This is a genomic window from Proteus sp. NMG38-2, assembly GCF_020640995.1.
Taxonomy (GTDB): Bacteria; Pseudomonadota; Gammaproteobacteria; order Enterobacterales; family Enterobacteriaceae; genus Proteus.
Genome location: NZ_CP085481.1, coordinates 2,940,165 through 2,966,725, shown reverse-complemented (window position 1 = coordinate 2,966,725; position 26,561 = coordinate 2,940,165). Strand labels below are relative to the sequence as shown.

General features: G+C 40.0%; 26 protein-coding genes and 1 other RNA gene. 17 read left to right on the top strand and 10 right to left on the bottom strand.

The window, feature by feature from the left end; genetic code table 11:
• Window positions 1-146: 146 nt before the first annotated feature.
• Both mcrC and LG402_RS14210 read right to left on the bottom strand, forming a co-directional pair.
• The gene (gene mcrC / locus LG402_RS14215; RefSeq protein WP_227335785.1) at window positions 147-1,298 is read right to left on the bottom strand and encodes a 5-methylcytosine-specific restriction endonuclease system specificity protein McrC; all 1,152 of its coding nucleotides are present in this window, start codon (window positions 1,296-1,298) and stop codon (window positions 147-149) included.
• Window positions 1,295-3,250 (bottom strand): AAA family ATPase, encoded by a 1,956-nt coding sequence (locus tag LG402_RS14210; RefSeq protein WP_227335784.1) that lies wholly within the window; start codon window positions 3,248-3,250, stop codon window positions 1,295-1,297. Before LG402_RS14210 ends, mcrC begins: the two co-directional genes overlap by 4 nt.
• Before the next feature lie 636 nt (window positions 3,251-3,886).
• Between LG402_RS14210 and LG402_RS14200 the strand changes: the two genes are divergently transcribed.
• Window positions 3,887-4,915: a hypothetical protein gene (locus LG402_RS14200; protein WP_163761976.1), complete on the top strand. Its 1,029-nt coding sequence runs from the start codon at window positions 3,887-3,889 to the stop codon at window positions 4,913-4,915.
• Window positions 4,916-5,410: 495 nt separating this feature from the next.
• Here the strand turns inward: LG402_RS14200 and LG402_RS14195 are convergent, their stop codons facing one another.
• The 3 genes from LG402_RS14195 to smpB form a co-directional block, all read right to left on the bottom strand.
• Complete coding sequence (locus LG402_RS14195; protein WP_227335783.1) at window positions 5,411-6,652, bottom strand: integrase; 1,242 nt, start codon at window positions 6,650-6,652, stop codon at window positions 5,411-5,413.
• A 181-nt stretch (window positions 6,653-6,833) separates the two neighbouring features.
• Window positions 6,834-7,200: a transfer-messenger RNA gene (gene ssrA, locus LG402_RS14190) on the bottom strand.
• Between the two features lie 59 nt (window positions 7,201-7,259).
• A complete protein-coding gene (gene smpB, locus LG402_RS14185; protein ID WP_109407355.1) occupies window positions 7,260-7,742 on the bottom strand; it encodes an SsrA-binding protein SmpB in 483 nt (160 codons plus the stop codon).
• Between the two features lie 155 nt (window positions 7,743-7,897).
• On the opposite strand from smpB, the gene LG402_RS14180 reads away from it, so the two are divergent.
• Together LG402_RS14180 and LG402_RS14175 are read left to right on the top strand one after the other, a co-directional pair.
• Window positions 7,898-8,332 (top strand): SRPBCC family protein, encoded by a 435-nt coding sequence (locus LG402_RS14180; protein ID WP_006533588.1) that lies wholly within the window; start codon window positions 7,898-7,900, stop codon window positions 8,330-8,332.
• Window positions 8,322-8,618 carry an RnfH family protein gene (locus LG402_RS14175; RefSeq protein ID WP_413685691.1) on the top strand — a complete coding sequence of 99 codons (297 nt, stop codon included), beginning with the start codon at window positions 8,322-8,324 and terminating at the stop codon, window positions 8,616-8,618. Before LG402_RS14180 ends, LG402_RS14175 begins: the two co-directional genes overlap by 11 nt.
• A gap of 202 nt (window positions 8,619-8,820) precedes the next feature.
• On the opposite strand, the gene bamE is transcribed toward LG402_RS14175, so the two are convergent.
• The 3 genes from bamE to nadK form a co-directional block, all read right to left on the bottom strand.
• Window positions 8,821-9,183, bottom strand: a complete 363-nt coding sequence (gene bamE / locus LG402_RS14170) for an outer membrane protein assembly factor BamE (protein ID WP_088495022.1) — start codon at window positions 9,181-9,183, stop codon at window positions 8,821-8,823.
• Window positions 9,184-9,296: 113 nt separating this feature from the next.
• A complete protein-coding gene (gene recN, locus LG402_RS14165; RefSeq protein WP_166540809.1) occupies window positions 9,297-10,958 on the bottom strand; it encodes a DNA repair protein RecN in 1,662 nt (553 codons plus the stop codon).
• An 87-nt stretch (window positions 10,959-11,045) separates the two neighbouring features.
• Window positions 11,046-11,945, bottom strand: coding sequence for an NAD(+) kinase (gene nadK / locus LG402_RS14160; RefSeq protein ID WP_109407352.1), 900 nt, complete (start codon window positions 11,943-11,945; stop codon window positions 11,046-11,048).
• A 100-nt stretch (window positions 11,946-12,045) separates the two neighbouring features.
• Here nadK and grpE point away from each other — a divergent pair, with 100 nt between their 5' ends.
• A complete protein-coding gene (grpE, locus tag LG402_RS14155; RefSeq protein ID WP_166540808.1) occupies window positions 12,046-12,657 on the top strand; it encodes a nucleotide exchange factor GrpE in 612 nt (203 codons plus the stop codon).
• A gap of 119 nt (window positions 12,658-12,776) precedes the next feature.
• On the opposite strand, the gene ung is transcribed toward grpE, so the two are convergent.
• Window positions 12,777-13,457: a uracil-DNA glycosylase gene (gene ung, locus LG402_RS14150; protein WP_227335781.1), complete on the bottom strand. Its 681-nt coding sequence runs from the start codon at window positions 13,455-13,457 to the stop codon at window positions 12,777-12,779.
• Window positions 13,458-13,791: 334 nt separating this feature from the next.
• Between ung and grcA the strand changes: the two genes are divergently transcribed.
• Entirely contained in the window at window positions 13,792-14,175 is a 384-nt protein-coding gene (grcA, locus tag LG402_RS14145) for an autonomous glycyl radical cofactor GrcA (RefSeq protein ID WP_023581591.1), read from the top strand.
• Window positions 14,176-14,319: 144 nt separating this feature from the next.
• Here grcA and srmB read toward each other — a convergent pair whose 3' ends face one another.
• Window positions 14,320-15,684: an ATP-dependent RNA helicase SrmB gene (srmB, locus tag LG402_RS14140; protein WP_166540806.1), complete on the bottom strand. Its 1,365-nt coding sequence runs from the start codon at window positions 15,682-15,684 to the stop codon at window positions 14,320-14,322.
• A 264-nt stretch (window positions 15,685-15,948) separates the two neighbouring features.
• On the opposite strand from srmB, the gene trmN reads away from it, so the two are divergent.
• From trmN to acpS, 12 genes are all read left to right on the top strand, one after another.
• Window positions 15,949-16,704 carry a tRNA(1)(Val) (adenine(37)-N(6))-methyltransferase TrmN gene (gene trmN / locus LG402_RS14135; RefSeq protein ID WP_227335780.1) on the top strand — a complete coding sequence of 252 codons (756 nt, stop codon included), beginning with the start codon at window positions 15,949-15,951 and terminating at the stop codon, window positions 16,702-16,704.
• A gap of 296 nt (window positions 16,705-17,000) precedes the next feature.
• The gene (gene rpoE / locus LG402_RS14130) at window positions 17,001-17,579 is read left to right on the top strand and encodes an RNA polymerase sigma factor RpoE (RefSeq protein WP_023581594.1); all 579 of its coding nucleotides are present in this window, start codon (window positions 17,001-17,003) and stop codon (window positions 17,577-17,579) included.
• 38 nt (window positions 17,580-17,617) lie between these two features.
• Window positions 17,618-18,247 (top strand): anti-sigma-E factor RseA, encoded by a 630-nt coding sequence (rseA, locus tag LG402_RS14125; RefSeq protein ID WP_208105208.1) that lies wholly within the window; start codon window positions 17,618-17,620, stop codon window positions 18,245-18,247.
• A gap of 46 nt (window positions 18,248-18,293) precedes the next feature.
• Complete coding sequence (gene rseB / locus LG402_RS14120; RefSeq protein WP_166540803.1) at window positions 18,294-19,262, top strand: sigma-E factor regulatory protein RseB; 969 nt, start codon at window positions 18,294-18,296, stop codon at window positions 19,260-19,262.
• Between the two features lie 12 nt (window positions 19,263-19,274).
• Window positions 19,275-19,739: a SoxR-reducing system protein RseC gene (rseC, locus tag LG402_RS14115; RefSeq protein ID WP_072068725.1), complete on the top strand. Its 465-nt coding sequence runs from the start codon at window positions 19,275-19,277 to the stop codon at window positions 19,737-19,739.
• A 301-nt stretch (window positions 19,740-20,040) separates the two neighbouring features.
• Window positions 20,041-21,837, top strand: coding sequence for a translation elongation factor 4 (lepA, locus tag LG402_RS14110; RefSeq protein WP_166540801.1), 1,797 nt, complete (start codon window positions 20,041-20,043; stop codon window positions 21,835-21,837).
• A gap of 14 nt (window positions 21,838-21,851) precedes the next feature.
• Window positions 21,852-22,823, top strand: coding sequence for a signal peptidase I (lepB, locus tag LG402_RS14105; protein ID WP_166540800.1), 972 nt, complete (start codon window positions 21,852-21,854; stop codon window positions 22,821-22,823).
• 195 nt (window positions 22,824-23,018) lie between these two features.
• Complete coding sequence (gene rnc, locus LG402_RS14100; protein WP_166540799.1) at window positions 23,019-23,699, top strand: ribonuclease III; 681 nt, start codon at window positions 23,019-23,021, stop codon at window positions 23,697-23,699.
• Window positions 23,696-24,604, top strand: a complete 909-nt coding sequence (gene era, locus LG402_RS14095; protein ID WP_036935334.1) for a GTPase Era — start codon at window positions 23,696-23,698, stop codon at window positions 24,602-24,604. The genes rnc and era overlap by 4 nt, the downstream gene beginning before the upstream one ends.
• Window positions 24,605-24,613: 9 nt before the next feature.
• On the top strand, window positions 24,614-25,354 hold the full coding sequence (gene recO, locus LG402_RS14090) for a DNA repair protein RecO (RefSeq protein WP_088495032.1): 741 nt from the start codon (window positions 24,614-24,616) through the stop codon (window positions 25,352-25,354).
• A gap of 69 nt (window positions 25,355-25,423) precedes the next feature.
• On the top strand, window positions 25,424-26,155 hold the full coding sequence (gene pdxJ, locus LG402_RS14085; RefSeq protein ID WP_109407343.1) for a pyridoxine 5'-phosphate synthase: 732 nt from the start codon (window positions 25,424-25,426) through the stop codon (window positions 26,153-26,155).
• Window positions 26,155-26,535 carry a holo-ACP synthase gene (gene acpS, locus LG402_RS14080; protein WP_072068719.1) on the top strand — a complete coding sequence of 127 codons (381 nt, stop codon included), beginning with the start codon at window positions 26,155-26,157 and terminating at the stop codon, window positions 26,533-26,535. The genes pdxJ and acpS overlap by 1 nt, the downstream gene beginning before the upstream one ends.
• The last annotated feature ends 26 nt before the right edge of the window (window positions 26,536-26,561 follow it).

Sequence of the window (26,561 nt, the reverse complement as noted above, 5' to 3'; positions counted from 1 at the left end):
TTTGAGTAGACATGAGTTAACGGGGGGATTTTGAGTGAAAAACGGGCGAGCTCCTAGGATATGTCAATATATGGGCAGGATGATATACCGCAGCGCGTTATGTGATGATTAAGTTTGGATAACAGCTAAGTGACTGCAATAGTAGATTATATTGCAGTCATTGCTTTATGAAGTGGTAAGTTATCAGCCGTGACTCCTGCACAGTTATGGGCTAATTTTAGTAATTGTTTTTTAATTGTTTTAGCATCTACCGCCATATCTACTGTAGCAAAATGGATTTTATGTCCCTGAGTGGTAACATACTCATTGAGCATATAGCCAACAGCTGGATGAAGAAGAAGGCCTGCGGCATTAAGTGAAAGTGGGTCCGCCTTGCTTTCCTGTGTTCTAAGGTAGGTATATAATTGATAAATATAGTTATTACGTAGCGATTGTTCCCGATACCAGCCCTTTGTCAAGATCGCATTAAACTTGGTATCGATAATAATGCGCTGCTGGGCCATCTTGTGCTCTAGAATAATGTCTGACTTCATCGTCGGAAAAATCGCTGCGCTGCCCGCACTCTGACCACTAATCGCCCATTTCAGCTCTTTCCCTGCAGAGATCCGCCAGGTTGTTTTGGCCAGGTGTACACGATAAAATCCCGCGATACCTTTTTCAAACAACCTTCTCATCCAGTAAAGATTATCTGAGGGGGCGGGTAAAAGATGTCGCCCACGATCTTCGGTTGGCATCAGCAGTTCAAAAGATAATTTTGCGGCATCGACCATCGGTTTATCTGCGGCGTCATGACGCCCGAAACGCCACACCGAGGGAAGTTCTCTATTGTCAGGATACCCTCCGTTTATTCCTTCACGGCGAAGTGATATTGCCATAATGTGACAATCTGCTGCCAGCGACGGCTTCGTTATGAGCGGGGTCAGACGTTCTAACGCACAGCGAACATAGCGGTTTCTCGGGGTGTCGAGGGTCATGTCCTGAAAATGGCAAGCGATCCGTCCCCGCTCCAGCAACTGATGACTAGCCGTATACAGTGCATCAATGCGTCCTCTCACTCGGTTTAAGGCCTCATGACGGGTTTGGTATCCTATGCTTAAATTGCGACGACGGCGCACTGCAATTTCATGTAGCAGGATTGTCGCCACCAGGTCAGGTATTTCTGCCGGGTTATCTTCAACCGCAATATGACTGCGCCCCAACTGGCGAAACAGATCTGAAGCGTACAGCATCAGCAACCAAAGATTTCGCACGGGAATGCGTGACGCTTTATGTTGCTCACTAACGGTGATTGTCGTCATTCTACTAATAACACTTTTCTGGCTTCGTCGACTTTGTTTGGGGAATCAAACCAGTATTCTGCGAGCAAAGGGCAAATCTCTGTATCGACGACCTGTTCATACCAGGCCTGAGCATCGTTGATTTGCTGACCGATGGCTGGGGTGACATAGCTGTGACCGACACAAAACTGCGGCCCTAAAGTAACATCTTTTTCCAGCATCTCGTTTAGTGCAGCCAGTCGAGACGCGATGATGTCTAACAGGTCTAAATTAATTGCGAATTTATGATTTACCCAGTTTTTCCACGCGTCATTAAACGCAGGCTTTAGATCGATAAATGCGAAACGGCGGCGCAGTGCTAGGTCGAGTAGTGCCAGAGAGCGGTCTGCAATATTCATCGTGCCGATGATAAACAAGTTCTCAGGAATGTAGATTTTTTCATCCGGATTTTCACTGTAGGAGAGCGCTAGCGCCTCGGTCGGTGTGCGTTTATCGGCTTCCATCAACGTGAGTGTTTCACCGAATATTTGCGCCGGATTGCCTCGGTTAATCTCTTCAATAATTACCACATATTTCGCGGCAGGATTATTGATCGCAGTTTTGATTACATTCACAAAAGGCCCATCAATTAGCGTTAATCGGCCATCTTTTCCTGGACGCCAGCCACGGATAAAGTCTTCGTAAGAGAGGTTCGGGTGAAATTGCATCGCGCTAATACGCTCTGGAGCTTGTTCTCCCATTAAGCAGTATGCCAGACGTCGAGCCAACCAGGTTTTTCCGGTTCCTGGAGGCCCTTGTAGGATCAGGTTTTTCTTGTCGAACAGCCGCTGAAGTGTGAGTTGGATCTTCGCTTTTTCAAGGAAGCAGCCCTCCTGAATAAGATGATTGATGGCGTAAGGCATGTGAGTGAGTTTTGGTGGTGGAGCACTCTCTTCAACTGTTTCCTCTGTTATCGTCAGGGATTCGTTTTTTTCAAAATTCAGGTATTCATAATTTCCGCGCTCATGGAATTTTAACTCATCATCATCGCGTAATTTTTGCAGATAAAAGGAGATTGAGCTTGTAACCGTTTTACTCTCTGGACGTTCTGCCTTGAATACGTCTAGGTAGTTTTCTTTCAACTCCGAAGCGGTGAAATAAGGACTCTCTTTTTTCAGGCATAACGCCTTAATTTTATTCAGTAGAGAGGCTTTCCACGTTCGATTTTCTACTTCATCTTTAGACTGGCTAAGATCGGTATGCCAAGCTGACAGAGAGAGTTCCGGGAAGGAATGAACAGGATAGTTGGGTTGGGTAAAGGCTTTGTTAAGCGCCAGCATAATGCTTAGATAGCTTTGCCCACTGCAGCGACCTTTTACTCCGTTTTTAAGGATCTTAATGTTTAACACTTTCTGGATGTAATATTGCGATTGGCTATCTAAAGTGGGGTAGAACCAGGGACGGACCCAGTACAGCCCCATGGTCAGATTCCAGCCTACATTCCTCACTGCAGAAGCGATGTCATATGCGGAAGTGAAGTCTGTGGAGTTGGTATTCTCGTTATCTGCAAACATTATTGCCTGTGAGAATATCTCCCACAAGCGTTCAATGTCATCAGGATCACGGGACCTTTCATAACCAAAGAACCAAGATTTTTGGTTATTCAGCAACGGGATACCAGCAAAGGAGTCAGGAACTGGCTCGCTCACGCCCAACAAAATCGCTAGCCTAGCGGCAATAGTTTTGCGATTGGCGTCGGTTAGACTGCGATTGAACAAACCCATGGTAGTAAACGGACAAATATCTTTTAAAGGATAAGCTTCTCCCTTGCTGGGTCTGTCCTGCAGATGGGACATCCCGTCGACATCTGCGGCAATTAGGTGAATTCCTTTGACTAATTCATTTCTTCGGTTCCGCCAATCCAGTAACGTGCTGGCAAAAGCCTCATAAAAACGAGACCATGCAAATTTAACATCATGCTCTGCTGTGTCCAATGGGAGCTTCCTTATGCTTGTTAGACATTAATAACTTATCCGTTGAATTTTAATATATTACTATCAATCTCGGGATACTTAAACTACCTGATACAGGGATTGGCATGCAGTTTTCAATAAATCATACCACCTAGCTCAACCTGACTCTCGTCCGGATCTCCATTGATGAATATAAACTGATTTAGCACCTTTCGCATTTGGGATTAAGTGATAGCTGGACAAAATTGCATGCATTCTCAATATGTGCGAATCGGTAGCATTGTTTATAAGTAGTTACCTTCCGGGCAGTGGCACGCTCGATGTGAGTGGAATTAAATAATTTTCTTCAGATTTTTTCTACCTAACATCACCACGTCAAAGTTCAGCATAAGGAGCTGTCCATGCTCGCCTAGCTATTTGACTCGTGGTGATTTTTTGTGATCTTTACATTTGACGAAAACGAGATGGGCGCTGGGTAGCAGAACAATACGATCCTTAAGCGGTTGCTAGGTGAGACAAAATTATAGGCAATTCCACCAACCTTTTTAACTTCGCCTACGAGTTTTTTCAATAAGGTTTTCACGGTCGGATTTCATAAGCTTGTCTTATTAGTACTTATTGATTAGCATTTATAGAAAAACCTCCAAAGGAATTTATATGTCCCGAATTTTATTTCCTTCTACATGTAGCCCTGAAAAAATATTCGATTTCTGTAATGAAATTGAGAAGCACTCTAAGCAGCAACAAATCACTATAGATTTCTCAAATATGGGAAGAGTTGAACCATTTGCAATGATTTATATTGCTAAGCACATTCGAGATTTTCATAGAAAGCAGAAAAACAAAATAGATGGATTTAAAATTTTTTGTAGTGGACACGAAAGTAAAGATTATGCTTCAAACATGGCTTTCTTTAGGGCTTTTGGATTAAAGCATGGTCGTGAGCCAGGATGTACAGATGGGAATAATAATTTCGTTCCCTTTACCATTCTTCGTGTTCAAACGGTAATGGATGAAGCTAACGATAAATACACTGAAGTACAAGAGATAGTTGAAGCACGCTCCGGAAAATTAGCAAAGATACTTGCTCGCCAAGAAGAAGGTGACCTTATTGATGCATTGACATTCTCTATTAGAGAAATAATGCGTAATGTTGTTGAACATAGCGAATCAAAGGTGATTGAGTATTGTGCACAGTATTGGCCCTCTTATAGCCGTGTCGAAATAGCAATTTCAGATAATGGAATGGGTATGAGAAATTCACTATCGAAAAACCCCTATATAGAAGCTAATAATGATTCTGAAGCCATTCAGTTAGCATTAATGCCATCTATTTCTAGTAAAAATTACAAAGGTGCAAAAATTAATACAAAAAACCCATGGCATAATTCAGGTTTTGGGCTTTATATGATTAGTCGTATATGTAAGCTTGGAGGTAGCTTTCTTATTTGTAGCGGTGAGCATGCTATATATCTCGATGAAGAAGGGAAAAAACATATAGAGTTAGGTCATTATCATGAAGGGACAATAGTTAGAATGGTTTTGAATACTAGAAAACTTGGTTCTTTAAGCTCAATGCTTGCACAATTTAGAGATGATGGTTACAAAATATCAGTTGAAATAAAGCATGCTGGAGTTTATACAGCTTCAGCTGCTTCACAAATGCTTTCTCGGGATTTTAAGTAATTTCATATTAGTCCTTACGGTAGTTGTATGTCTCGAAGCCGCCAGAGTTCTGCTTAATATTGGGTTCCCTTTCGAGATTAGTGGAGAGCAGCGAGGCATTCGCCAACTTGTTAAGGTTAAGACCAGCTTTGTGGAATAAATCGCACTTTTGCTGAGTTGAAGGGGCAGACCACGAATCATCAGGCAACAGTGGTCGCCCTATGGTAAAGTAGAAGTTCAGAATTATTAACTGATACAATTATAACAAAGCCCTTGTCAACCGTGCCCCTATCACTTTCGGAATGGAGGATAAGGCGATTCATGGTTGTCACTGGGTTACACAGGGTTCTATTGGCTTCCCATTTTTGCCTTGTAAGTCTCCCTGAAAAATGAATCATTCATGTTTAGAAAAATCCCTGACACTCCAACTTTCGCTCTTGGCACAGAACCAACATCTGGATGATATATAACTCTGTGTAGTTATAGTACCAGCTCAGATTAGAGCTGGTACACATGTTACCCAACTAGCGATATCCCTCTTATACCACCTTCAATAATACTTCCCCTATCAGCCGATTCAATAAAATCAGCCCACCATTGCATCATAGGGCGTCTTTGCTCTATGTAATCACTGCGGTTATAGGCGCGTCTAACTTCGTTTTTATCAACGTGGGCGAGGGCTGCTTCAATCACATCAGGTGGGAAACCGTGCTCATTGAGAGCGGTACTAGCAATTGAGCGTAGGCCGTGAGAAACCAATACGCCACCAAACCCGGCGCGTTTTAATGCAGCATTGACAGTTTGGCTATTCATTGGCTGAGTAGGCTTGATACGGCTAGGAAAGATAAACTCACGGTTACCACTGAGTGGTTTCATGAGCTCTAAAATAGCTAAAGCAGCATCAGACAATGGAACTGTGTGCTCACGGTTCATTTTCATTCTAACAGCAGGTATCTTCCATTCCTTAGTCTCAAAGTTGATTTCATCCCAACGGGTTTCAGCGGCTTCAGCAGGGCGCGAGATGGTGAGTAGCTGCCACATGAACAGGCATCGAGTAGATAGGCTAATACTAGCTGTACGCATTGTCTGCATGAGCTTTGGTAGCTGATCAGGGGGAATACTTGGCATATTCTTTTTCTTAGGCTTTTCAAAAGCTTTGCCAATATTGATACTAGGTACAGCATCAATTAAGCCAGTATTTTGAGCATAGATCATCACTTCGTTGATACGCTGACATAGGCGACGAACCGTTTCTAGCGCACCTCTAGCTTGAACCGGTTGTATTGCTTGGACCAATATATGGGCTTTGATATCGGTAACACTGATATCACCTATAGCGGGAAAGACATCTCGTTCAAGTGAGCGCCAAATATCATTACCGTAATCTTCGGTTACGGTGGACTTCTTTACTTCCCACCAACGTTCAGCGACAAGTTGGAAGGTATTGGTTTTAGCCTCTTGAGAGTTTCTTATTTGATCTCTTTGATATTCTTGAGGGTCAATATCTTTTGCCAGTAATGAGCGAGACTCTGCTCTAAGTTTTCTAGCATCTGAAAGTGTGACAGCAGGGTAGGCCCCAAAACTTTGTTTGGTCCTTTGTTTTGTATACGGGCGGTAGTAACGGAATTGCCATAACTTGCTTCCGCTAGATTTGATTAGCAGTGTGAGTCCATCACCATCATACAGCTGATAGTCCTTGTCCTGCGGTTTAGCTGCTTTGATTTCGGTATCGGTTAATGGCTTAGTTTTTCTTGCCATGAAAAATCTCCATGCGTTTAGGCCCAACAAAGATGTTAGTTCTTTTCGTTGGGCCTATCAATGGGCCTAAAAGAATTAGCTTGGGTGGGATAAAATAGGACAGTTTAGGACATAAAAAAGCCCGCAACTCATTGAGTTAGCGGGCTTTTCAGTCTTCTTTGGACGTCCTTAGAAGATAATTTGGTGGAGCTGGCGGGAGTTGAACCCGCGTCCGAAATTTCTACGTCCTCGGTACTACATGCTTAGTCTATCTTTAATTTCACTTACCCACTGCGGACAGACGCGCCATGAATAAGCTAGCTTGATTAAGTTTAACGCTTTGACCCCAAGCTAGGTCTCCACGCGATCTCTTTTGGGTTTGACCTCTCTTGATCCCCGTCTTAAGAGCGGAAGCTAGGGAGAGAGGGCTCTAAGCAGGTTATTAAGCTGCTAGTGCTTCGTACTGATTGTCGTTTGCGACTATCTTTTTTGCGGCTTTTTACGAGGCCAACCGCCCCTCGGCATGCACCTTGGGTTTCGCAAATCCCGTCGAATCCAGAATCAGCCCCAAGTTGTTGAAAGCGAGTATATCAGAAAAATACTTGTAATTGCTAGTACTTAACGAAATTTAGCGGTTAGCATTTTTCATGATACGTGCTTTGTCTAATTTCCACTCACGATCTTTAATGGTATCGCGTTTATCATGATCTTTTTTACCTTTGGCTACGCCAATTTTAATTTTACACCATGCATTCTTCCAATAAAGAGAAAGAGCAACGACGGTGTATCCATCACGATTGATTTGACCGTAAAGTGAATCTAATTCGCGTTGTTTTAATAATAGTTTACGGGTACGAGTCGGGTCACAAACGACATGGCTTGATGCAACATTTAAAGGAGTAATGGTTGCACCAAAAAGATAAGCTTCGCCATCACGCATGATAACATAGCTATCACTGATGTTTGCTTTACCGGCACGCAGTGATTTAACTTCCCAGCCTTGTAACGACAGACCCGCTTCAATCTCATCTTCGATGAAATATTCATGGCGAGCACGTTTGTTTAACGCAATGGTCGCGGAACCAGGTTTGTGTGATTTTTTCTTTGTCATAATGTCCACATTATACTGTATGAGCAATAGAAAGAAATCATTTAACCGACTGTTTTCTTTTCAATTGCATAAAACTTAAGCTATATTCCATTAGATTTTTAATTAGTCACTGTTCAATGATATGATCCACACAGTGTTGTCGTACAGGAATAACTATGCCTCAGATTAGTCGATCTGCTCTCGTCCCTTTTAGCACAGAGCAAATGTTTAAACTGGTTAATGATGTTCTTACTTATCCTGATTTTCTACCAGGATGCGTTGGAAGTAAACTGATCAAAAGCACACCAGAAGAAATGATTGCATCAATAAATGTCTCAAAAGCGGGAATTAGTAAAACATTTACTACCCATAACTTTTTAAAGACTAATGAACGTGTTGATATGCGTCTTGTTGATGGCCCCTTTCGTAAATTGACTGGGGGATGGGTGTTTACCGCACTTGATGATAATGCGTGTAAGATAGAATTTCAGCTAGACTTTGAGTTCACTAATAAATTAATTGAGTTAGCTTTTGGCCGTATTTTTAAAGATTTAACGAACAATATGGTTCAAGCATTTACTCACAGAGCGAAAGAGATCTATCGTGACTAAAATATGGGTAGAGGTAACCTATGCGTTGCCTGATAAACAGTATCTTATCCCTGTAGAACTAACGCTAGGGGACACTGTTGAACAAGCCATTATTGCTTCAAATATCTTAACTATTTGTAATGATATTGATTTAACTAAGAATAAAGTTGGCATTTATAGTCGGCCAGCAAAGCTAAGTGATAATGTGAAAGACGGTGATAGAGTTGAAATTTATCGACCTTTAATTGCCGACCCTAAAGAAATGCGTCGTAAGCGTGCTGAAAAAGCACGACAAAAAGCGGAGTAATACCATGCTTTTGCCCAATATAGGGGCGCTACATACTGCATTGATAGGCGCTTGATTACAGACAGATACAATAAAAGATAACACTGCTATAAAGTAATTTCTCTTTATAAAAACACACCCCAACGTCAAATTTAACGTATGGGGTGCAATTCGCTTTTGCCAATCTTATATAAAACTAAGCTTTCTTAGCACTGTAATCACATTACGATTTAGTTGCAGGTGCTGAGAAATTAGGCATATTACCTTGCTTGTCAATCTTAGTCAGTATGCCATTGCTATCAAAAGTTAGTGTCAGCGTTTCTTGACGTACTTCCTGGTGACCTGGCTCCTCACGGAAAACATAATACCAAGTTTGGCTTCCGAAAGGATCTTTAAGCATTGGCGTACCAAGGGCAAATTGAACTTGCTGCTGTGTCATTCCTTGCTGAACTTTTGCGACTTCGGCTGGTGTTAAATAATTTCCCTGATTGATATCTGGGTGATAAACCAGTCTCTCGAACATAGAGCAACCTGAAGTCATTACGACTAAAGATAAGGCGGCAACTTTTAACAGTTTAAAACGCATGGTTATTACATTCCTTTTAGGGTCATAGTGACGATGATAATCGACAACGCAGCAATTGAAAACCTTTCACGCTCTGCCTATGACCCTAAATATCAATAAAAGTTTGTTAATCGTTATGCAGCCAACAAATCTTTCGCATTTGCTAAGGTATTTTTGGTGACTTCACTTCCTGCTAATAAACGGGCGAGCTCTTGTAATCGTTCTTTTTTCGATAATAGTTTCATTGTGGTTTCTGTCTCTTCACCGTTGGTTTCTTTATTAACAAAATAGTGTTGATGTCCACAACCCGCGACTTGAGGTAAGTGAGTAACACACATTACTTGAGTTGATTCACCCAATTCTCGCAATAATTTACCTACAATAGCGGCTGTAGGGCCACTGATCCCCACATCTACTTCATCGAAAATTAGAGCTGGTGTATCCATTTTTTTCGCTGTGATCACTTGTATTGCGAGCGCAATGCGAGATAACTCACCACCAGAAGCCACTTTAGAAAGCGCTTGGTGAGGTTGTCCTGGATTAGTAGTGACATTAAATTCAACTTTTGTGGCGCCATCGATTTGCAGTGAACTGTCATCAAAGTAAGTATCAACAGTAAAATAACCATGAGGCATTGATAACTGATGCATACTGTTTGTGATAAGTTGGCTTAGTTCATTAGCATATTGTTGGCGAACTTGATGTAATTGTTTAGCAACATCTAACGCCATTAAATGATCTGCCTTTACTTGTTCGATTAACGTTTCACAATCATCATTTTGGCGAAGTAAGGCATTTTTCTCTTCAATTAATTGCTGATGAAGATCATATAATTCTTCAGGTGCTACGCGATGTTTACGTGACAAACTAATGTATTTAGACATGCGTTTTTCAACTTCAAATAAGCGATTAGGATCCATTTCTAAACGATCACTATAGTGGCGAAGTTCGTCACTCACTTCACTAATTTGGATTGAGGCTTCTTCTAGCATCTCTAACAATGAATTAAATTGACTCTCCATAGAGGTGAGCTCTGCAATTTCATGTTTAACGACATTGAGCATACTTAAAATATTTTGTTCTTCGTTGTCGCTTAAGAGTTGTAAGCTATTTTGGCTTAAGGTCAAAAATTGTCCGCAGTTAGATAGGCGTTTATATTCTTGATCTAATTCAGGATATTCACCTTGTACTGGTTGAAACTCGTTAAGCTCTTTTAAATGATAATCAACCAGTTGTTTCCTTGCTTCTCTTTCTAGGGAAAGTTGTTGAAACGAGGCCAATGTCTGACAACTTTGATGCCATGTTTGATAGGCTAATTTCATGCTTTTTAATAAAGCAGGCTCATGAGCATAAATATCAAGCAGTTGTTTTTGATAACGAGGTTCTAAAAGTTGCTGATGAGCATGTTGCCCATGAATTTGGATAAGTAAAGAACCTAGCTCTCTTAATTGTGAAAGGGGCACGGAAGTACCGTTGATAAAACCACGAGAACGCCCATCAGCGGAGATGGTTCTTCTTAATAGGCATTCGTTATGATCATCAAGATGATGTTCTTCAAGCCAACGTTGTGCTGATGGCGTGTCAGAGAGTGAGAATCGTGCGCATAAATCAGCTCTAGCTGCACCTGGGCGCACCATATTAGCATCACCACGGTTACCTAAGCATAAACCTAGTGCATCAATGGCAATAGATTTACCGGCACCAGTTTCACCCGTAATGGTCGTCATGCCGCCAGAAAAATCGATTTCAAGTTCACGGACTATGGCAAAATGACTAATAGTTAATTGAGTCAGCATAGTGCCTCTCCTGTGTATAAAAACATATCTGTAATTACATACAGTATAAACTGGTTTTTTATACAGTAAAGTAGTGAGGCACAAAAATTAGAACATTTTTTTTGACCAACCTAATTTTGAGCTGAGTGTATTAAAATAATTGTAATCAGTCGGATGAACCAAATTGAGTTTTTGACGGCTACGTTTAATGATAACTTCATCGCCTTCTTTAATAGGTAATACTAATTGGCTATCACAACTTACTTCGTAATCGATATTCGTTTGTGAGAATTTTAGACGAATTTGACTATCACTACTGATAACTAAAGGGCGTGCTGACAAGGTATGGGGAAACATAGGTACAAGCGCAATAGCATCAAGATTGGGCGTTAAAATAGGGCCGCCAGCAGACAATGAATAGGCGGTTGAACCTGTGGGGGTAGCTATAATTAAGCCGTCAGAACGCTGTGAAAAGGCAAAGCGATCATCAATATAAACCTCAAACTCAATCATATGAGCCACTTTACCAGGATGAAGCACGACTTCATTTATTGCTGTACCAATACGTGTTCTTTGACCTTCAGCGCAGACTCGAGCTTCAAGTAAGAACCGTTTTTCTTCACGATAGTGTCCTGCTAAGACATTAGTTAATTGTTGTAAGGCATTATCAGGATCAAGATCAGTAAGAAAACCTAAGTTACCACGGTTAACGCCAATTACTTTGATATTATAGCGAGATAACACTCGCGCAGCACCGAGCATGTTGCCATCACCTCCGACGACAATCACGAGATCAGCGACTTTACCCACTTGTGTTAAATCACCCGTTTGTGCATTTTCAAGTTTTAGCTCATGAGCGACTTGTGTATCAATAATAACATCATAGCCTTGAGCTTGTAGCCAATGATAAAGCATTTCATGTGTTGAAAGTGCCTCTGGATGGCGAGGATGGCCGACAATGCCAATACATTTAAAGTGTTTTTTTTCCGTTACGGTATTATCTGGCATTTTTTTACCCTCGTTTTGCGCCAATTCCTTGAAACCCGTTTATTGATCCCCATAATAAACTAAATATGAAGATGAATACCAAAACTACGCGGAGATGTTCATGAGTAGTAAAGAACAAAATGTACATGAAGAGCAAGTCTCAAAAGAAAAAGAAGGAATGGGATCGGTAATGGATGAATCTCAAGAACAGGTAATGACCGAAGAAGAACAAGCGGATTTTAATGCTCAAGCTGAATTAGTTGAGGCATTAGCGCGTATTGATTCTCTTGAAAAACAACTGGAGCAATCACAAAAAACAGAGCGTGAAGCTATGGCTCGTGCTTTGGCTGAAGTTGAAAATGTGCGTCGCCGTACCCAACAAGATATTGAGAAAGCTCATAAATTTGCACTTGAAAAATTTTCTAATGAATTATTGCCGGTACTTGATAATTTAGAGCGCGCTTTATCTGCTGCTGATCATGAAAATGAATCGCAAAAACCAATGATTGAAGGGTTAGAGTTAACACTGAAGTCATTCTTAGATGCCGTGCGTAAATTTGGCATTGAAGTCGTTGAAGAAAAAAATGTGGCATTCAACCCTGATGTTCACCAAGCGATGACATTGATTGATAGTCCTGAACATGAATCTAATCATGTTGTTGATGTTATGCAAAAAGGATATACCTTAAATGGTCGTTTATTACGTCCAGCTATGGTTATCGTTTCTAAATAGCATTAATAAAAGTATTCGTTATCACACGTTTTATTCAGTGTAGATAAAGTAAACCGCACAATACGAAGTTTATAAATCTTCAAGTTATTGTGCGGTTTTATATTTTTTAAAGGCAGGTCTTACTCAATCGCGTCAAGATACCAATTGATAGGTGTTCGGCCTTGTTGCTGTAAAATATCATTAGCCTGTTTAAAATGACCACAGCCTAAAAAGCCTCTATGTGCTGAAAGTGGTGATGGGTGAGGTGCTTTTAAGATAACGTGTTTATTTGTATCAATAAAACGACCTTTTTTCTGAGCATGGGCTCCCCAAAGTAGGAAAATAACCCCTTCTCTACGTTGATTAATCTGCTCAATAACAGCATCTGTGAATATTTCCCAACCATAATTAGCGTGAGAATGTGCTTGGCCTTTCTCTACGGTCAATACGGTATTAAGCAATAAAACACCTTGTTTTGCCCAACTTTCTAAGTAGCCATGGTTAGGGCGCTTAAAATCAGAGTATTCTTTTTCAAGCTCTTTATACATATTAACTAGTGAAGGGGGGGCAGGTACACCTGGGCGTACAGAAAAAGAGAGTCCATGAGCTTGGTTTGGGCCATGATAAGGATCTTGTCCTAAAATAACGACATTCACATTTTCAAAAGGCGTAAAACGAAAAGCATTAAAAATGTCTTCTTGAGGGGGATAAATAATTTTTCCGGCTTCTCTTTGTTGTGCGACTTGAGACATAATTTGATGAAAGTAAGGCTTTTCTTTTTCAGCACCTATTACATCATGCCAAGTTAATGCGGTAGTCATAACATAAAATCCTTATTGATATCTTATAGTGCCTAAGCTTACAGATTTCATTGAATGAATGAAAATATAACGGTTTAAAAATTAGAATTAATTGAATATTCAAATTTTCTTTTAAAATTTACAAAAAAAATTGCAAATCAAGAAAGGGCGATTGTTGATTTAAAACAACACTTTGCACCTTGGTTGATAAAGTGCTTATGAATTTTATTGATATTAGTCAAAGAATGACGCCATTTATACTGGTATATAAGTAGACAGAAACATTGGTTAGACCAAATACCCAAGTTCTGATACGAGATTAGAATTTGATTTTGCGCCCATATTGGAGGTCGAAATGATTACTGGTATCCAAATTACTAAAGCTGATAACGACGATTTATTACACTCTTTCTGGTTATTAGATGATGAAAACGGCGAAGCTCGTTGCATCTGTGCTAAAAAAGGCTTTGAAGAAGGCCAAGTGATTAACCGTAAAGAGTTAGGCAATATCGAATACCGTGAAGTGCCTGTAGAATCTAAACCGGTTGTTCGTGTAGAAGGTGGTCAACACCTTAACGTTAACGTGTTAAGCCGTGAAACACTGGAAGATGCAGTTAACAACCCTGAGAAATATCCTCAATTAACTATTCGTGTTTCTGGTTATGCAGTGCGTTTTAACTCACTGACTCCAGAACAGCAACGTGATGTTATTACTCGTACTTTCACTGAAAGCCTGTAATTTTCACTAAAGTAATAAGTTAATGATAAAGCTCGATATGAAAATATCGGGCTTTTTTTATGCACAATAAGTGTTATTAAATAATAAAAAACCGTAGCGATATTAATTCGCTACGGTTCTAAATAAATGAAGAAATAATGCAGATTATTCGCTATCAGTCAGTGTTTCTTTTGCTGAATTTACTGGTGACGCACTTTTTGTCGCGCTATTGGTGGCCGTTTTACGACGCTTGCCAATATTTTTACGATCGCGAGCGCGTACTTTTTCTTTGACTGTTTTTTTCTCTTCGTCTTTTTTCGCTTTACGTTTAGCCAGTACTTTTTTAGATGGCTTAAAGGTTGCTTTTTGACTCGGTGCTTTAGTGGTTGGACGTAGTTCAGCGACGACACGGTATTTTATTGGCTCTTGAACATAACGGCCAATCTTGCCTAATAATGGGTGATCGTGTGCTTCAACCAATGAAATGGCGATACCTTTACGACCAGCACGTCCTGTACGACCAATACGGTGCAAATAAACATCAGCAGTGCGAGGTAAGTCAAAGTTAAACACATGGGTGATGTCGTCCAAATCAAGACCACGAGAAGCAACATCTGTCGCGACCAATACATTCATTTGGCCTGATTCTAATCGTTTTATTGCATCATTACGTTGTGTTTGCGCCATCTCACCTTCAAGATAGCTACATTTAATACCTTGTTTTTCTAACGCAGAAACGAGCTCTCTTACTCGTTCTCTTTTACGCACAAAGACAATCGATTTTTTAACATCGTCTTGCTTTAGCAATGCGGCCAGTAATGCTGTTTTATGTTCAAGATTATCTGCATGATAATAGAACTGCTGAATTTTTTTACGTTCACGGCGTGAAGGGTCAGCATTCAGTTCAACGGGCTCATTGAGGATACGTTGTGCAAAATCAATGACGGCATTACCTTCAAGTGTTGCTGAGAATAGTAATGTCTGTTTGCGCCAGCGAGTTTCGCCCGCGATGGTTTCAATATCATTAGCAAAACCCATATCTAACATGCGGTCTGCTTCATCTAAAATCAGCATTTCTACCGCACGGCAGTCAAAGTTTTCTTCTTTGATGTACTGTAATAAACGACCTGTTGTTGCAACAACGATATCTTGGTTTTCGCTGAAGACTTCAGCGTGATTCATATAAGCAACACCGCCCGTGATAGTGGCGATATCTAAATGTGTGTGCGCACATAATTCTTTTGCCTGCTCGGCAACTTGCATAGCAAGTTCGCGTGTTGGTGTCAGTATAAGAATACGTGGCGGGCCTGATTTTTTACGTGGGTAATCAAGCAAGTGTTGAATTGCCGGAAGTAAAAAGGCCGCAGTTTTCCCTGTGCCTGTTGGCGCAGAGCCTAAAATATCACGTCCATCCATTGCTGCTGGAATAGCATCTGCTTGAATTGCAGTAGGACGTTGATATCCTTTTTCTTCTAATGCGGTCAATAAACTTTCATCAAGTTCAAGACTAGAAAATGTCGTGGCTGTCATTGTATACCTCTGTTTAGGGCGCGGATTTTGACATTATCCCCTGCTAAAAGCCAGCGGATTTACCGCTATCACATTATATATTACCGATAGACGAAGGTATTCGTTGTTTTTAGGCTTAATCTAAATAAGCGCGCATCGTATACAAATAGTTTAATGTTAAGATAGGGGTTGCAGAAGCGTTATCATACCATATATCTCTTTTTCAATGACATGAATGATAAGTAATAAAAAAGAGATAGTAAGACGAATCAATAGAGCCTATAGATGAATCAAAAGAAAGTGAAAAAAGCGGGATTACGCAAAGGTGGTTTTACATTTAAACAATTTTTTGTTGCTCATGATAAGTGTGAAATGAAAGTAGGGACAGATGGCGTTTTACTCGGAGCCTGGGCACCTATCGAGAATGTAAAAAGAGCTCTTGATATCGGTACGGGGAGTGGATTAGTTGCTTTAATGTTGGCTCAACGGGCTAACCAAATTGAATGTATTGATGGCATTGAACTTGATGAAAATGCGGCATTACAAGCTACAGACAATGCCCAAGCATCACAATGGTGTTCATTAATTCATATTTATCATTGTGATATTCATCATTATGCAGAACAAACACAAGGTAAGTATGATTTAATTGTCAGTAATCCCCCTTATTTTGAGCCGGCAATTGCTTGTCGTAATGATGTTCGTGAACAAGCTCGTTATACTAAAACATTAACGCATGAGGGATTATTGGACAGTGCGCAATCACTTATTACAGATGATGGTTTATTTTGTGTTGTGTTGCCCTATGCTATTGGTGAACAATTTATTGAAATAGCAGAAAAAAAAGAGTGGAATATTGTCAAGCGAGTGAATATCAAAGATAGCGCAGACAAACCCTACCATCGAATATTGTTAGCATTTCAAAGACAAAGTGAAAGTTGCATTGGATGTAATATAGAAGAGCTTATTATTCGTCATAATGAAGGTCATTACACTGATAAGTTTCAATCTTGGGTAACTGACTTTTATTTATATTATTAAATCTATATTTAATAATGCCTTGTTTAAGATAATATATATTGTTGTAAGTAATCGTATATATCTAAATAATATCATTGTGTTATCGTTTCTTTATTGGCAAATTGCATATTGGCTGGTGATCACCATGATAATTTTTTTGTGATTCATCTCTTAAAATAATGATTGAATTGAACTTCATACTATTTTTACGCTCTAAGTCATGTAGCTCATAAAAAACGAGAAGGAATAACGAGAGTAAATATGACGGAGTCATTTAAAAATAGTGCGAAGCTTGACTTCGGGAGAGTCCATCTCTAATGAGCGAGCAGTTAACGGACCAAATGTTGGTTGAAAAGGTACAAAATGGTGACCAGAATGCGTTTAATTTGCTGGTTATCCGCTATCAACACAAGGTAGCAAGCCTGATTTCCCGTTATGTACCACAGGGTGATGTGCCAGATGTTTCGCAGGAAGCCTTTATTAAAGCTTACCGAGCCATAGGTTCTTTTCGTGGTGATAGTGCTTTTTATACATGGCTTTACCGCATTGCGGTGAATACCGCAAAAAATTATCTGGTGGCACAAGGGCGACGTCCGCCTTCAAATGATTTAGATGCGAGTGATGTCGAAAATTTTGAATCACCAAACGCATTAAAAGAAATTTCGAACCCTGAGAATTTAATGTTGTCTGAAGAGTTACGGAGAGTGGTTTTTCACACCATAGAGTCATTACCTGAAGATCTAAGGGTTGCTATAACACTTCGGGAACTTGACGGACTGAGCTATGAAGAGATAGCCGTCATTATGGATTGCCCTGTCGGAACAGTACGTTCACGTATTTTTAGGGCGCGAGAAGCTATTGATAATAAGGTTCAACCATTAATACAAGAGTTTTGATTGTGGGTGAACCATCATTGACTGAAGGGTACTTTTACATGCAAAAAGAAAAACTTTCTGCATTTATGGATGGCGAAGTTCTTGATAAAGAATTAATGGGAACAATTGCGCGTGATGACTCCATGAAAGAGACATGGCAACGTTACCATTTAATTCGTGACACAATGCGTGGTGATGTAGGTGAAGTAGTCCACTTTGATATCGCAAGTCGCGTTGCGCTCGCTTTAGAGAATGAGCCTGTCCGCATAAGTCCTGAACAACAACGAGAGCAGCAACCTGCGCCATCACAATGGCGTCAGCACTCTTTCTTACAAACGTTACGTCCTTGGGCAAGTCAGTTAACTCAAATCGGTGTCGCGGCTTGTGTTTCATTAGCTGTTATTGTTGGTGTTCAGCAATATAATGGAAAGAATGGTTCTGAAGATTTCCAAGTAGACACTCCTGTATTTAATACCCAACCTATTATGGGTTCAGGTGCGCCAGTGAGTTTAAATCTTCAAAACGATACTTTAGGCAAAGACCAGCAAACACGTTTACAAGAGCGCAATCAGCGCCTTGGCTTAATGTTGCAACAGTACGAGTTAGATCGTCGTATTTATAATGCACCACAAAATGAAGCACCTGCGAATGAGCAAGGTGTCACTCAACCAGTAGCTGCACAGCAATAATAACGACGTAAATGTATAAATAACGTGTGGGAATGAAACAGTCGTAATGAAAAAATCATGGTTATCCGCCTTATTATTGGTGGGCAGCCTGTCAATGTCGATACAAGCCTTGGCACAACCTCAAACGGGTAGTGTCGAGGCTTTGTTGCAAAAGATGGGTCATACAAGTCAAACTTCTACCTATGAATTATCTTTTATCAATATCAATTCTCAAGGTATTGTCCCTATTCGCTATCGTCATACTCTTATTGATGACAAACCCCTTGCACAACTAATGCAAATGGACAGTACACGTCGTGAAATTGTTCAACGTGGTAATGAAATTAGTTATTTTGAGCCAGGATTAGATGCCTTTAGCTTGAGAAATGATCATATTGTTGATTATATTCCAGCTATTATCTACCAAGATTTCAATGAGTTATCGGGATATTATAACTTTATCGATGCAGGTAGAACACATATCGGTGATATTCCAAGTCGCGTTGTGCGTGTGCTATCAAAAAATAATGACCGTTATGATTATGTCCTGTTTATTGATGAAGAAAGATATCTTCCTTTAAGAGTGGATCTTTTAGATAAAAATAATGACATTATTGAACAATTTAGGGTGATCACGGTGAATGAAGGCAATGAGGTTGAAACTAAATTGAATTCATTACGTACGGTTAATATGCCGCCAGTGTTACTTATTCCTAAATCTAAATCTTTAGTTTATAACTGGTCAGTCAGCGAGTTACCTGATGGTTTTAAAGAAGTAAAACGTAGTAATCATCAGATTTCTGAAACTGAATTTAGTCAGTCTATTTTATTTAGTGATGGCTTATTTGACTTCTCTATTTATGTTAATAAAAGTGGTCAGCAAACAAATTCGCCCGAACGCGATAAAATGTTAAGGTATGGTCGTAATACAATTTATACCTATGACAAAGAAGGCAATGAAATTACCTTTATTGGTCAATTACCATTTTCTACGGCACAGAAGATAGTCAACAGTGTTGTATTTACGAAAAAGTAAAAGGTATAAGTTATGGTTAAAGAGTGGGCAACAGTTATACATTGGCATGAAGGAAGAGCGTTATTGCGCTACGGTTCCTCTTCTGGCTGTGGTAGTTGCCAAGCTCGTGCCGCGTGTGGCTCTTATTTATTAAATAAAATAGGGCCCGAAACTGTTCATCAACTCGAACTTCCTGTTGCACAACCTTTAGTTGAAGGGCAAAAAGTGGAAGTAGGGATCCCTGAAAATAATTTACTCCTTTCGGCTATGTTGGTGTATTTAACGCCACTTATTGGTCTATTTATTGTTGCGGGTATTGCGAGCCTTTGGTTTTCCAGTGAATTTGCTATTTTTTGTAGTGGTCTTGCTGGTGGCCTTCTTGGCTTTTTATTAGCAAAAAAAGTGGCAACATGGTGGAGTAAAGACGAAGGGTTTGAGCCTGTTATATTACAAATAGGTCTTCCTCCTCATGAACTTAAGGTTCAATTTCAAGAGTAGCTGACAGATAAAAAAGATGGGGCATTAGCCCCATTATTTTTGCTTGGTTAATTTTGTTATCGTTTTCATCTTAAATTAACACGTTTCGATATCTGGAAATTACCTCAAAAAAATCACAAATAAATGTAAGTCTTAGCATAAATGTTTGTGTTTGATGAACGTTTCTTTGAGTATAATGTCTCTAGTGTGTAGAATGCGTCATCAATAATAACTCCTGCAATATAGAGTTTTCGCTTTGTGTCCATGAATGACTCCAAAGCCAGATTTATAGAGCAAAGCAATAGAGAAAAATAATTTCAGAATGAAAAACATACGTAACTTTTCCATTATCGCACATATTGACCACGGTAAATCGACGTTATCAGATCGAATTATTCAAATTTGTGGTGGCTTATCAGATCGTGAAATGGCTGCGCAGGTTCTTGATTCTATGGATCTTGAGCGTGAACGTGGTATTACAATCAAAGCGCAAAGCGTAACCTTGAATTACACCGCAGATGACGGTGAAGTTTATCAGCTTAACTTTATCGATACCCCAGGACACGTTGACTTCTCTTATGAAGTATCTCGTTCACTTGCTGCTTGTGAAGGCGCCTTATTGGTCGTTGATGCAGGACAAGGGGTTGAAGCACAAACATTAGCAAACTGCTATACAGCGATGGACATGGATCTCACCGTCGTTCCAGTTTTAAATAAAATAGATTTACCTGCAGCTGAACCTGAGCGCGTTGCTGAAGAAATTGAAGACATTGTGGGAATTGATGCCACAGATGCAGTTCGTTGTTCTGCAAAAACAGGTATTGGTGTTAAAGAAGTTATCGAACGCCTTGTTAAAGAAATTCCAGCACCTGAAGGTGATCCCGATGCTCCATTACAAGCACTGATCATTGATTCATGGTTTGATAACTACCTAGGTGTTGTTTCACTGATCCGTGTTAAAAACGGTAAAGTGAGTAAAGGTGATAAAATTAAGGTGATGAGTACTGGTCAAGTTTATAACATTGACCGTATTGGTATTTTCACACCAAAACAAATTGATACAACACAATTAAATTGTGGCGAAGTAGGTTGGGTTGTTTGTGGTATTAAAGATATTTTAGGTGCGCCTGTTGGGGATACTTTAACAGCAGCCCAAAAACCAGCAGATAAACCATTACCGGGCTTTAAAAAAGTGAAGCCACAGGTTTATGCAGGTTTATTCCCAATTAGCTCTGACGACTATGAATCATTCCGTGATGCATTAGGTAAATTAAGCCTGAATGATGCTTCATTATTCTATGAGCCAGAAAGCTCAACCGCGTTAGGTTTTGGTTTCCGTTGTGGTTTCTTGGGTCTTCTTCATATGGAGATCATCCAAGAACGTTTAGAACGTGAATATGATCTTGACCTGATCACAACAGCTCCAACCGTAGTTTATGAAGTTGAAATGACGAGCGGTGATATTGTATTAGTGGATAGCCCGTCTAAATTACCGCCACTGAATAATATTGAAGAAATCAGAGAGCCTATTGCTGAATGTCATATGTTATTACCGCAAGAATACTTAGGCAATGTAATTACTTTATGTATCGAAAAACGCGGTGTTCAGACCAATATGGTCTATCATGGTAATCAGGTCTCATTGACTTACGAAATTCCGATGGCTGAAGTGGTCTTAGATTTCTTTGATCGATTAAAATCCACATCACGCGGTTATGCCTCTTTAGACTATAACTTTATCCGCTTCCAAGGCTCTAACATGGTGCGTGTTGATGTCTTAATAAATAGTGATCGTGTTGATGCATTAGCATTGATTACACATAACGATAATGCACCTTATCGTGGCCGTGAATTGGTGGAAAAAATGAAAGAATTTATTCCACGTCAACAGTTTGATATCGCTATTCAAGCGGCAATTGGTAACCATATTATTGCTCGTTCAACTGTTAAACAGTTACGTAAAAACGTATTAGCCAAATGTTATGGTGGTGACGTTAGCCGTAAGAAAAAACTGTTACAAAAACAGAAAGATGGTAAAAAACGTATGAAGCAAATTGGTAACGTAGAGCTACCACAAGAAGCGTTTTTAGCCATCCTTCATGTTGGTAAAGATAAATAATTTAAGGAGAAAACATGGCTAACACGTTTGCCTTGATCCTAACGCTGGCAACGCTAATAACGGGAGTTTTTTGGGGAATTGAGCGCTTTAAGCTCAAGCCAGCCCGAAAAGCAAAACTAAAGCGTCTTCAAGAGATGACGCAAGGGACCGAGGATCAGCAAGAGTTAGCAAAATCAATTAATAAACCAAGCTGGGCTGAAACCTTAGGTTCTCTTTTTCCAGTATTGATTATTGTTTTGGTTCTGCGTTCATTTGTGTATGAGCCGTTTCAAATACCTTCTCGCTCCATGATGCCAACCTTATTGGTTGGCGATTTTATCTTGGTTGAAAAGTTTGCTTATGGATTAAAAGATCCAATAACACAAACAACGTTAATAAATACAGGAAAGCCAAAACGAGGTGATATTGCTGTCTTTAAATATCCTCGTGATCCTTCTACTGACTTTATTAAACGTGTTATTGGATTACCGGGCGATAAAATTGTTTATGATATGATGTCGAAAAAAATACATATCTACCCAAATTGTAATAAAGCGATTTGTAACGATGAGATTTCGGTGACATATGGTACCGCTTATCCAAGTGAATGGACGCTGTTGTTACAAAATGTACCGGGTGGTCAGCGTATAAATGGCATGAAATCAATTCCGATTGAAGATCCTATTTCAACAGCAACTCAACTACGTGAAGAAGAACGCGTAGAAACGATAGGAAAAGTCTCTCACCGTATTATGACAATACCTGGTGATATGACGATGCCTGAGTTTATCCAACCAGGATTACCCGTTGGTACTTGGATTGTTCCTGAAGATCATTATTTTATGATGGGGGATAATCGTGATGGAAGTTCTGACAGTCGTTTCTGGGGCTTTGTACCAGAGAAAAATTTAGTCGGTAAAGCGACAACAATCTGGATGAGCTTTGAAAAAGTAGAGAATGAATGGCCTACAGGTGTTCGTCTCAGTCGTATCGGTGGCATTAAGTAACTATTGACAAAATAGCTACAGCATTCCTTTCTATCTCAGTGTAGAATATGCCACTTCTTTAAATATGATTGGCTCCTGTTATTCACAGGAGCCAGTGCAAACGCAACAGTTCTGTTATCCAACCCGATAATTTCTCGTTGTCTTAAACAGATTTGTTGCGTGTGCTTCAAATTAAGTTATGGAACTTGATCGCACATGAATACTTTATTAGTAAACCAGTTACAAAAGAAACTGGGCTATACTTTTACGCAAAATGAATTATTACTACAGGCTTTAACGCATCGTAGTGCAAGCAGTAAACACAATGAACGTTTAGAATTTTTAGGTGATTCAATTCTAAGCTATGTTATTGCTAACGCGCTCTATCATCAATTCCCTCGTGTTGATGAAGGGGATATGAGCCGAATGAGAGCAACGCTTGTTCGTGGAAATACACTTGCTGAATTAGCGCGTGAATTTGAACTAGGTGAATGTCTGCGTTTAGGCCCTGGAGAATTAAAAAGTGGCGGTTTCCGCCGAGAATCAATTTTAGCGGATACGGTGGAAGCTTTAATTGGTGCTATTTTCCTTGATAGTGATATTCAAAATATCGAAAAAATTATTTTAAAATGGTATGAGAATCGTTTGGCTGAAATCAGCCCAGGCGATAAGCAAAAAGATCCTAAAACTCGTCTGCAAGAGTATCTGCAAGGGCGCCATCTACCACTACCATCTTATATTGTGGTACAGGTTCGTGGTGAAGCCCATGACCAAGAGTTTACGATCCATTGTCAGATAAGCGGTATCGATCAACCTGTCAAAGGGATGGGTACAAGCCGTCGAAAAGCTGAACAAGCCGCTGCTGAACAGGCATTAATACAACTGGAGCTTGAATGAGCGAAGAACAAACCTATTGCGGATTTATTGCGATAGTCGGTCGCCCAAATGTGGGAAAATCAACACTACTGAACCAATTATTGGGGCAGAAAGTATCTATTACATCACGTAAACCGCAAACAACGCGTCATCGTATCATGGGTATTGATACTGACGGTGCTTACCAAGCGATTTATGTTGATACACCGGGCTTGCATATTGAAGAAAAGCGAGCTATCAACAGACTAATGAATCGCGCAGCAAGTAGCTCGATTGGTGATGTTGAACTGGTGATTTTTGTTGTTGAAGGCACCAACTGGACGCCTGACGACGAAATGGTATTGAACAAATTAAAATCATTGCGTTGCCCTGTTTTATTAGCAATTAATAAAGTGGATAACGTCATTGATAAAACCAAGTTACTTCCACATATTGGCTTTTTAAGCCAACAAATGGATTTTCTTGATGTTGTGCCAATCAGTGCAGAAAAAGACATGAATATCGATACAATTGCAAAAATTGTTCGTAAATGTCTGCCTGAAGCTATTCATCATTTCCCAGAAGATTATATTACTGATCGCTCTCAACGTTTTATGGCGTCAGAAATTATTCGTGAGAAATTGATGCGTTTCTTAGGTGAAGAATTACCTTATTCTGTCACTGTCGAAATTGAGCAATTTGTGACTAATGAACGCGGTGGTTACGATATCCACGGATTAATTCTGGTTGAGCGTGAAGGCCAGAAAAAAATGGTTATTGGTAATAAAGGCGTAAAAATCAAGAAAATTGGCACCGAAGCCCGTATGGATATGGAAGACCTATTTGAAAACAAAGTTCACTTAGAACTTTGGGTGAAGGTTAAAGCAGGTTGGGCTGATGATGAACGTGCCTTACGTAGCCTTGGCTATGTGGACGATTTAAAGTAGGTAACTGAAGTGGATGGCTGGCAACGTGCATTCGTTATCCATGCTCGACCTTACAGTGAAACGAGTTTATTACTCGATTTTTTCACTGAAAATGAAGGGCGAGTACGCATATTGTCAAAAGGTGCGCGAGGCCGTCGTTCTCCCTTAAAAGGGGCACTTCAACCTTTTACTCCTCTGCTCATTCGTTGGAGTGGGCGAGGAGAAGTTAAAACCCTTCGTGATGCTGAACCTATCTCTTTAGCTTTACCGCTGACAGGCTCTGTTCTTTATAGTGGCCTGTATCTTAACGAACTCTTATCTCGTGTTTTGGAAAATGGCACTTCTTACAGTGTGCTTTTTTTTGAATATCTTTCTTGCTTACAAATTCTTGCAGCTAGCGACACTACACCAGAAGCAGCCTTAAGACGCTTTGAACTGGCGCTATTAACCCAACTTGGTTATGGACTGGATTTTTTGCATTGTGCAGGAAGTGGAGAGCCTGTTTCAGATTCGATGACTTATCGTTATCGAGAAGAAAAAGGTTTTATTGCGAGTTTAGTGGTTGATCATAATAGTTTTACTGGATTTGAATTAAAATCCTTAGCCAGTCGCGAATTTCCTACTGTTGAAACATTAAAAGCGGCAAAAAGGTTTACTAGAATGGCATTAAAGCCTTATTTAGGTGGAAAACCATTAAAAAGTAGAGAACTTTTTAGACAATTTGCCATTAAAAAAGCCCCAAAGAAAAGAGCATTGATGGTAGAACAGTAATATTGTCTTTTTCTTCTCTATGGAATGTGTAAACTAAGGTAATGCAACGTTATTTTTCAGGAGAAGAGCATGTCTGATATTCTACTTGGCGTTAATATTGACCATATCGCCACCCTTCGTAATGCCCGTGGCACAACGTATCCCGATCCTGTTCAAGCGGCTTTTGTTGCAGAACAAGCGGGCGCTGATGGTATCACTATTCATTTACGTGAAGATAGACGTCATATCACTGACCGTGACTTAATGCTGATAAGCCAAACAGTTCAGACAAGATTAAATCTGGAAATGGCTGTCACTGAAGAAATGATCGAGATCGCGTGCCAAACACAACCTGATTTTTGTTGTTTAGTGCCTGAAAAACGCCAAGAAGTAACAACAGAAGGTGGTTTAGATGTTGTTGCTAATGAAGAAAAGATAGCTGATGCCATTAAACGCTTATCTTTGGCGGGTATTAAAGTTTCTCTGTTTATTGACCCTGACCATGAACAAATTAACGCGGCGGATCGTGTTGGCGCACCTTTTATTGAGATCCACACTGGCGCTTATGCTGACGCTGAAGATGAAATGGCTCAAGAAAAAGAATTTGTACGTATTCGTGATGCAGTGACTTATGCCGCCTCTAAAGGCTTAAAAGTAAATGCAGGGCATGGTTTGCATTATCACAACGTACAACGTATTGCTGCCTTACCTGAATTGTATGAACTGAATATAGGTCATGCCATTATTGGTAGAGCCGTATTTAGTGGTTTAGCGCCAGCAGTTGAAGAAATGAAACGTTTAATGCGAGAAGCGCGCCGCTAATGGCTATTGTTGGTTTAGGTATGGATATTGTTGAAATATCGCGTATCGAAGAAATTATAGGGCGTTCTGGTGAACGCCTTGCTCGTCGCATTCTCACTAATGCAGAATGGGAAATTTACCAATCCCATAAACAGCCAATACGTTTTTTAGCTAAGCGGTTTGCAGTAAAAGAGGCCGCAGCAAAAGCATTAGGAACAGGTATTCGTTTAGGATTGGCTTTTAATCATTTTGAAGTACGTAATGATGAGTTAGGTAAACCCACATTGCATTTTTTAGCGGTTGCAAAAGAAATGGCAGAGAAAGCGGGGATAAACTCTATTCACGTGACACTTGCTGATGAACAGCGCTATGCTTGTGCGACAGTTATTTTAGAAAAATAGCTCTCTTAGATTTATCACCCACAAAA

What these genes read in the sequence shown, in the direction of transcription:
- rpoE (WP_023581594.1), top strand. Translation starts at nt 17,001, where the DNA reads ATGAGCGAGCAGTTAACGGACCAAATGTTGGTTGAAAAGGTACAAAAT.
- lepB (WP_166540800.1), top strand. Translation starts at nt 21,852, where the DNA reads ATGGCTAACACGTTTGCCTTGATCCTAACGCTGGCAACGCTAATAACG.
- trmN (WP_227335780.1), top strand. Translation starts at nt 15,949, where the DNA reads ATGAATCAAAAGAAAGTGAAAAAAGCGGGATTACGCAAAGGTGGTTTT.
- srmB (WP_166540806.1), bottom strand. Translation starts at nt 15,684, where the DNA reads ATGACAGCCACGACATTTTCTAGTCTTGAACTTGATGAAAGTTTATTG.
- grpE (WP_166540808.1), top strand. Translation starts at nt 12,046, where the DNA reads ATGAGTAGTAAAGAACAAAATGTACATGAAGAGCAAGTCTCAAAAGAA.
- rseB (WP_166540803.1), top strand. Translation starts at nt 18,294, where the DNA reads ATGAAAAAATCATGGTTATCCGCCTTATTATTGGTGGGCAGCCTGTCA.
- LG402_RS14195 (WP_227335783.1), bottom strand. Translation starts at nt 6,652, where the DNA reads ATGGCAAGAAAAACTAAGCCATTAACCGATACCGAAATCAAAGCAGCT.
- nadK (WP_109407352.1), bottom strand. Translation starts at nt 11,945, where the DNA reads ATGCCAGATAATACCGTAACGGAAAAAAAACACTTTAAATGTATTGGC.
- recN (WP_166540809.1), bottom strand. Translation starts at nt 10,958, where the DNA reads ATGCTGACTCAATTAACTATTAGTCATTTTGCCATAGTCCGTGAACTT.
- mcrC (WP_227335785.1), bottom strand. Translation starts at nt 1,298, where the DNA reads ATGACGACAATCACCGTTAGTGAGCAACATAAAGCGTCACGCATTCCC.
- acpS (WP_072068719.1), top strand. Translation starts at nt 26,155, where the DNA reads ATGGCTATTGTTGGTTTAGGTATGGATATTGTTGAAATATCGCGTATC.
- ung (WP_227335781.1), bottom strand. Translation starts at nt 13,457, where the DNA reads ATGACTACCGCATTAACTTGGCATGATGTAATAGGTGCTGAAAAAGAA.
- bamE (WP_088495022.1), bottom strand. Translation starts at nt 9,183, where the DNA reads ATGCGTTTTAAACTGTTAAAAGTTGCCGCCTTATCTTTAGTCGTAATG.
- lepA (WP_166540801.1), top strand. Translation starts at nt 20,041, where the DNA reads ATGAAAAACATACGTAACTTTTCCATTATCGCACATATTGACCACGGT.
- grcA (WP_023581591.1), top strand. Translation starts at nt 13,792, where the DNA reads ATGATTACTGGTATCCAAATTACTAAAGCTGATAACGACGATTTATTA.
- LG402_RS14180 (WP_006533588.1), top strand. Translation starts at nt 7,898, where the DNA reads ATGCCTCAGATTAGTCGATCTGCTCTCGTCCCTTTTAGCACAGAGCAA.
- LG402_RS14200 (WP_163761976.1), top strand. Translation starts at nt 3,887, where the DNA reads ATGTCCCGAATTTTATTTCCTTCTACATGTAGCCCTGAAAAAATATTC.
- rseC (WP_072068725.1), top strand. Translation starts at nt 19,275, where the DNA reads ATGGTTAAAGAGTGGGCAACAGTTATACATTGGCATGAAGGAAGAGCG.
- era (WP_036935334.1), top strand. Translation starts at nt 23,696, where the DNA reads ATGAGCGAAGAACAAACCTATTGCGGATTTATTGCGATAGTCGGTCGC.
- smpB (WP_109407355.1), bottom strand. Translation starts at nt 7,742, where the DNA reads ATGACAAAGAAAAAATCACACAAACCTGGTTCCGCGACCATTGCGTTA.
- rnc (WP_166540799.1), top strand. Translation starts at nt 23,019, where the DNA reads ATGAATACTTTATTAGTAAACCAGTTACAAAAGAAACTGGGCTATACT.
- rseA (WP_208105208.1), top strand. Translation starts at nt 17,618, where the DNA reads ATGCAAAAAGAAAAACTTTCTGCATTTATGGATGGCGAAGTTCTTGAT.
- pdxJ (WP_109407343.1), top strand. Translation starts at nt 25,424, where the DNA reads ATGTCTGATATTCTACTTGGCGTTAATATTGACCATATCGCCACCCTT.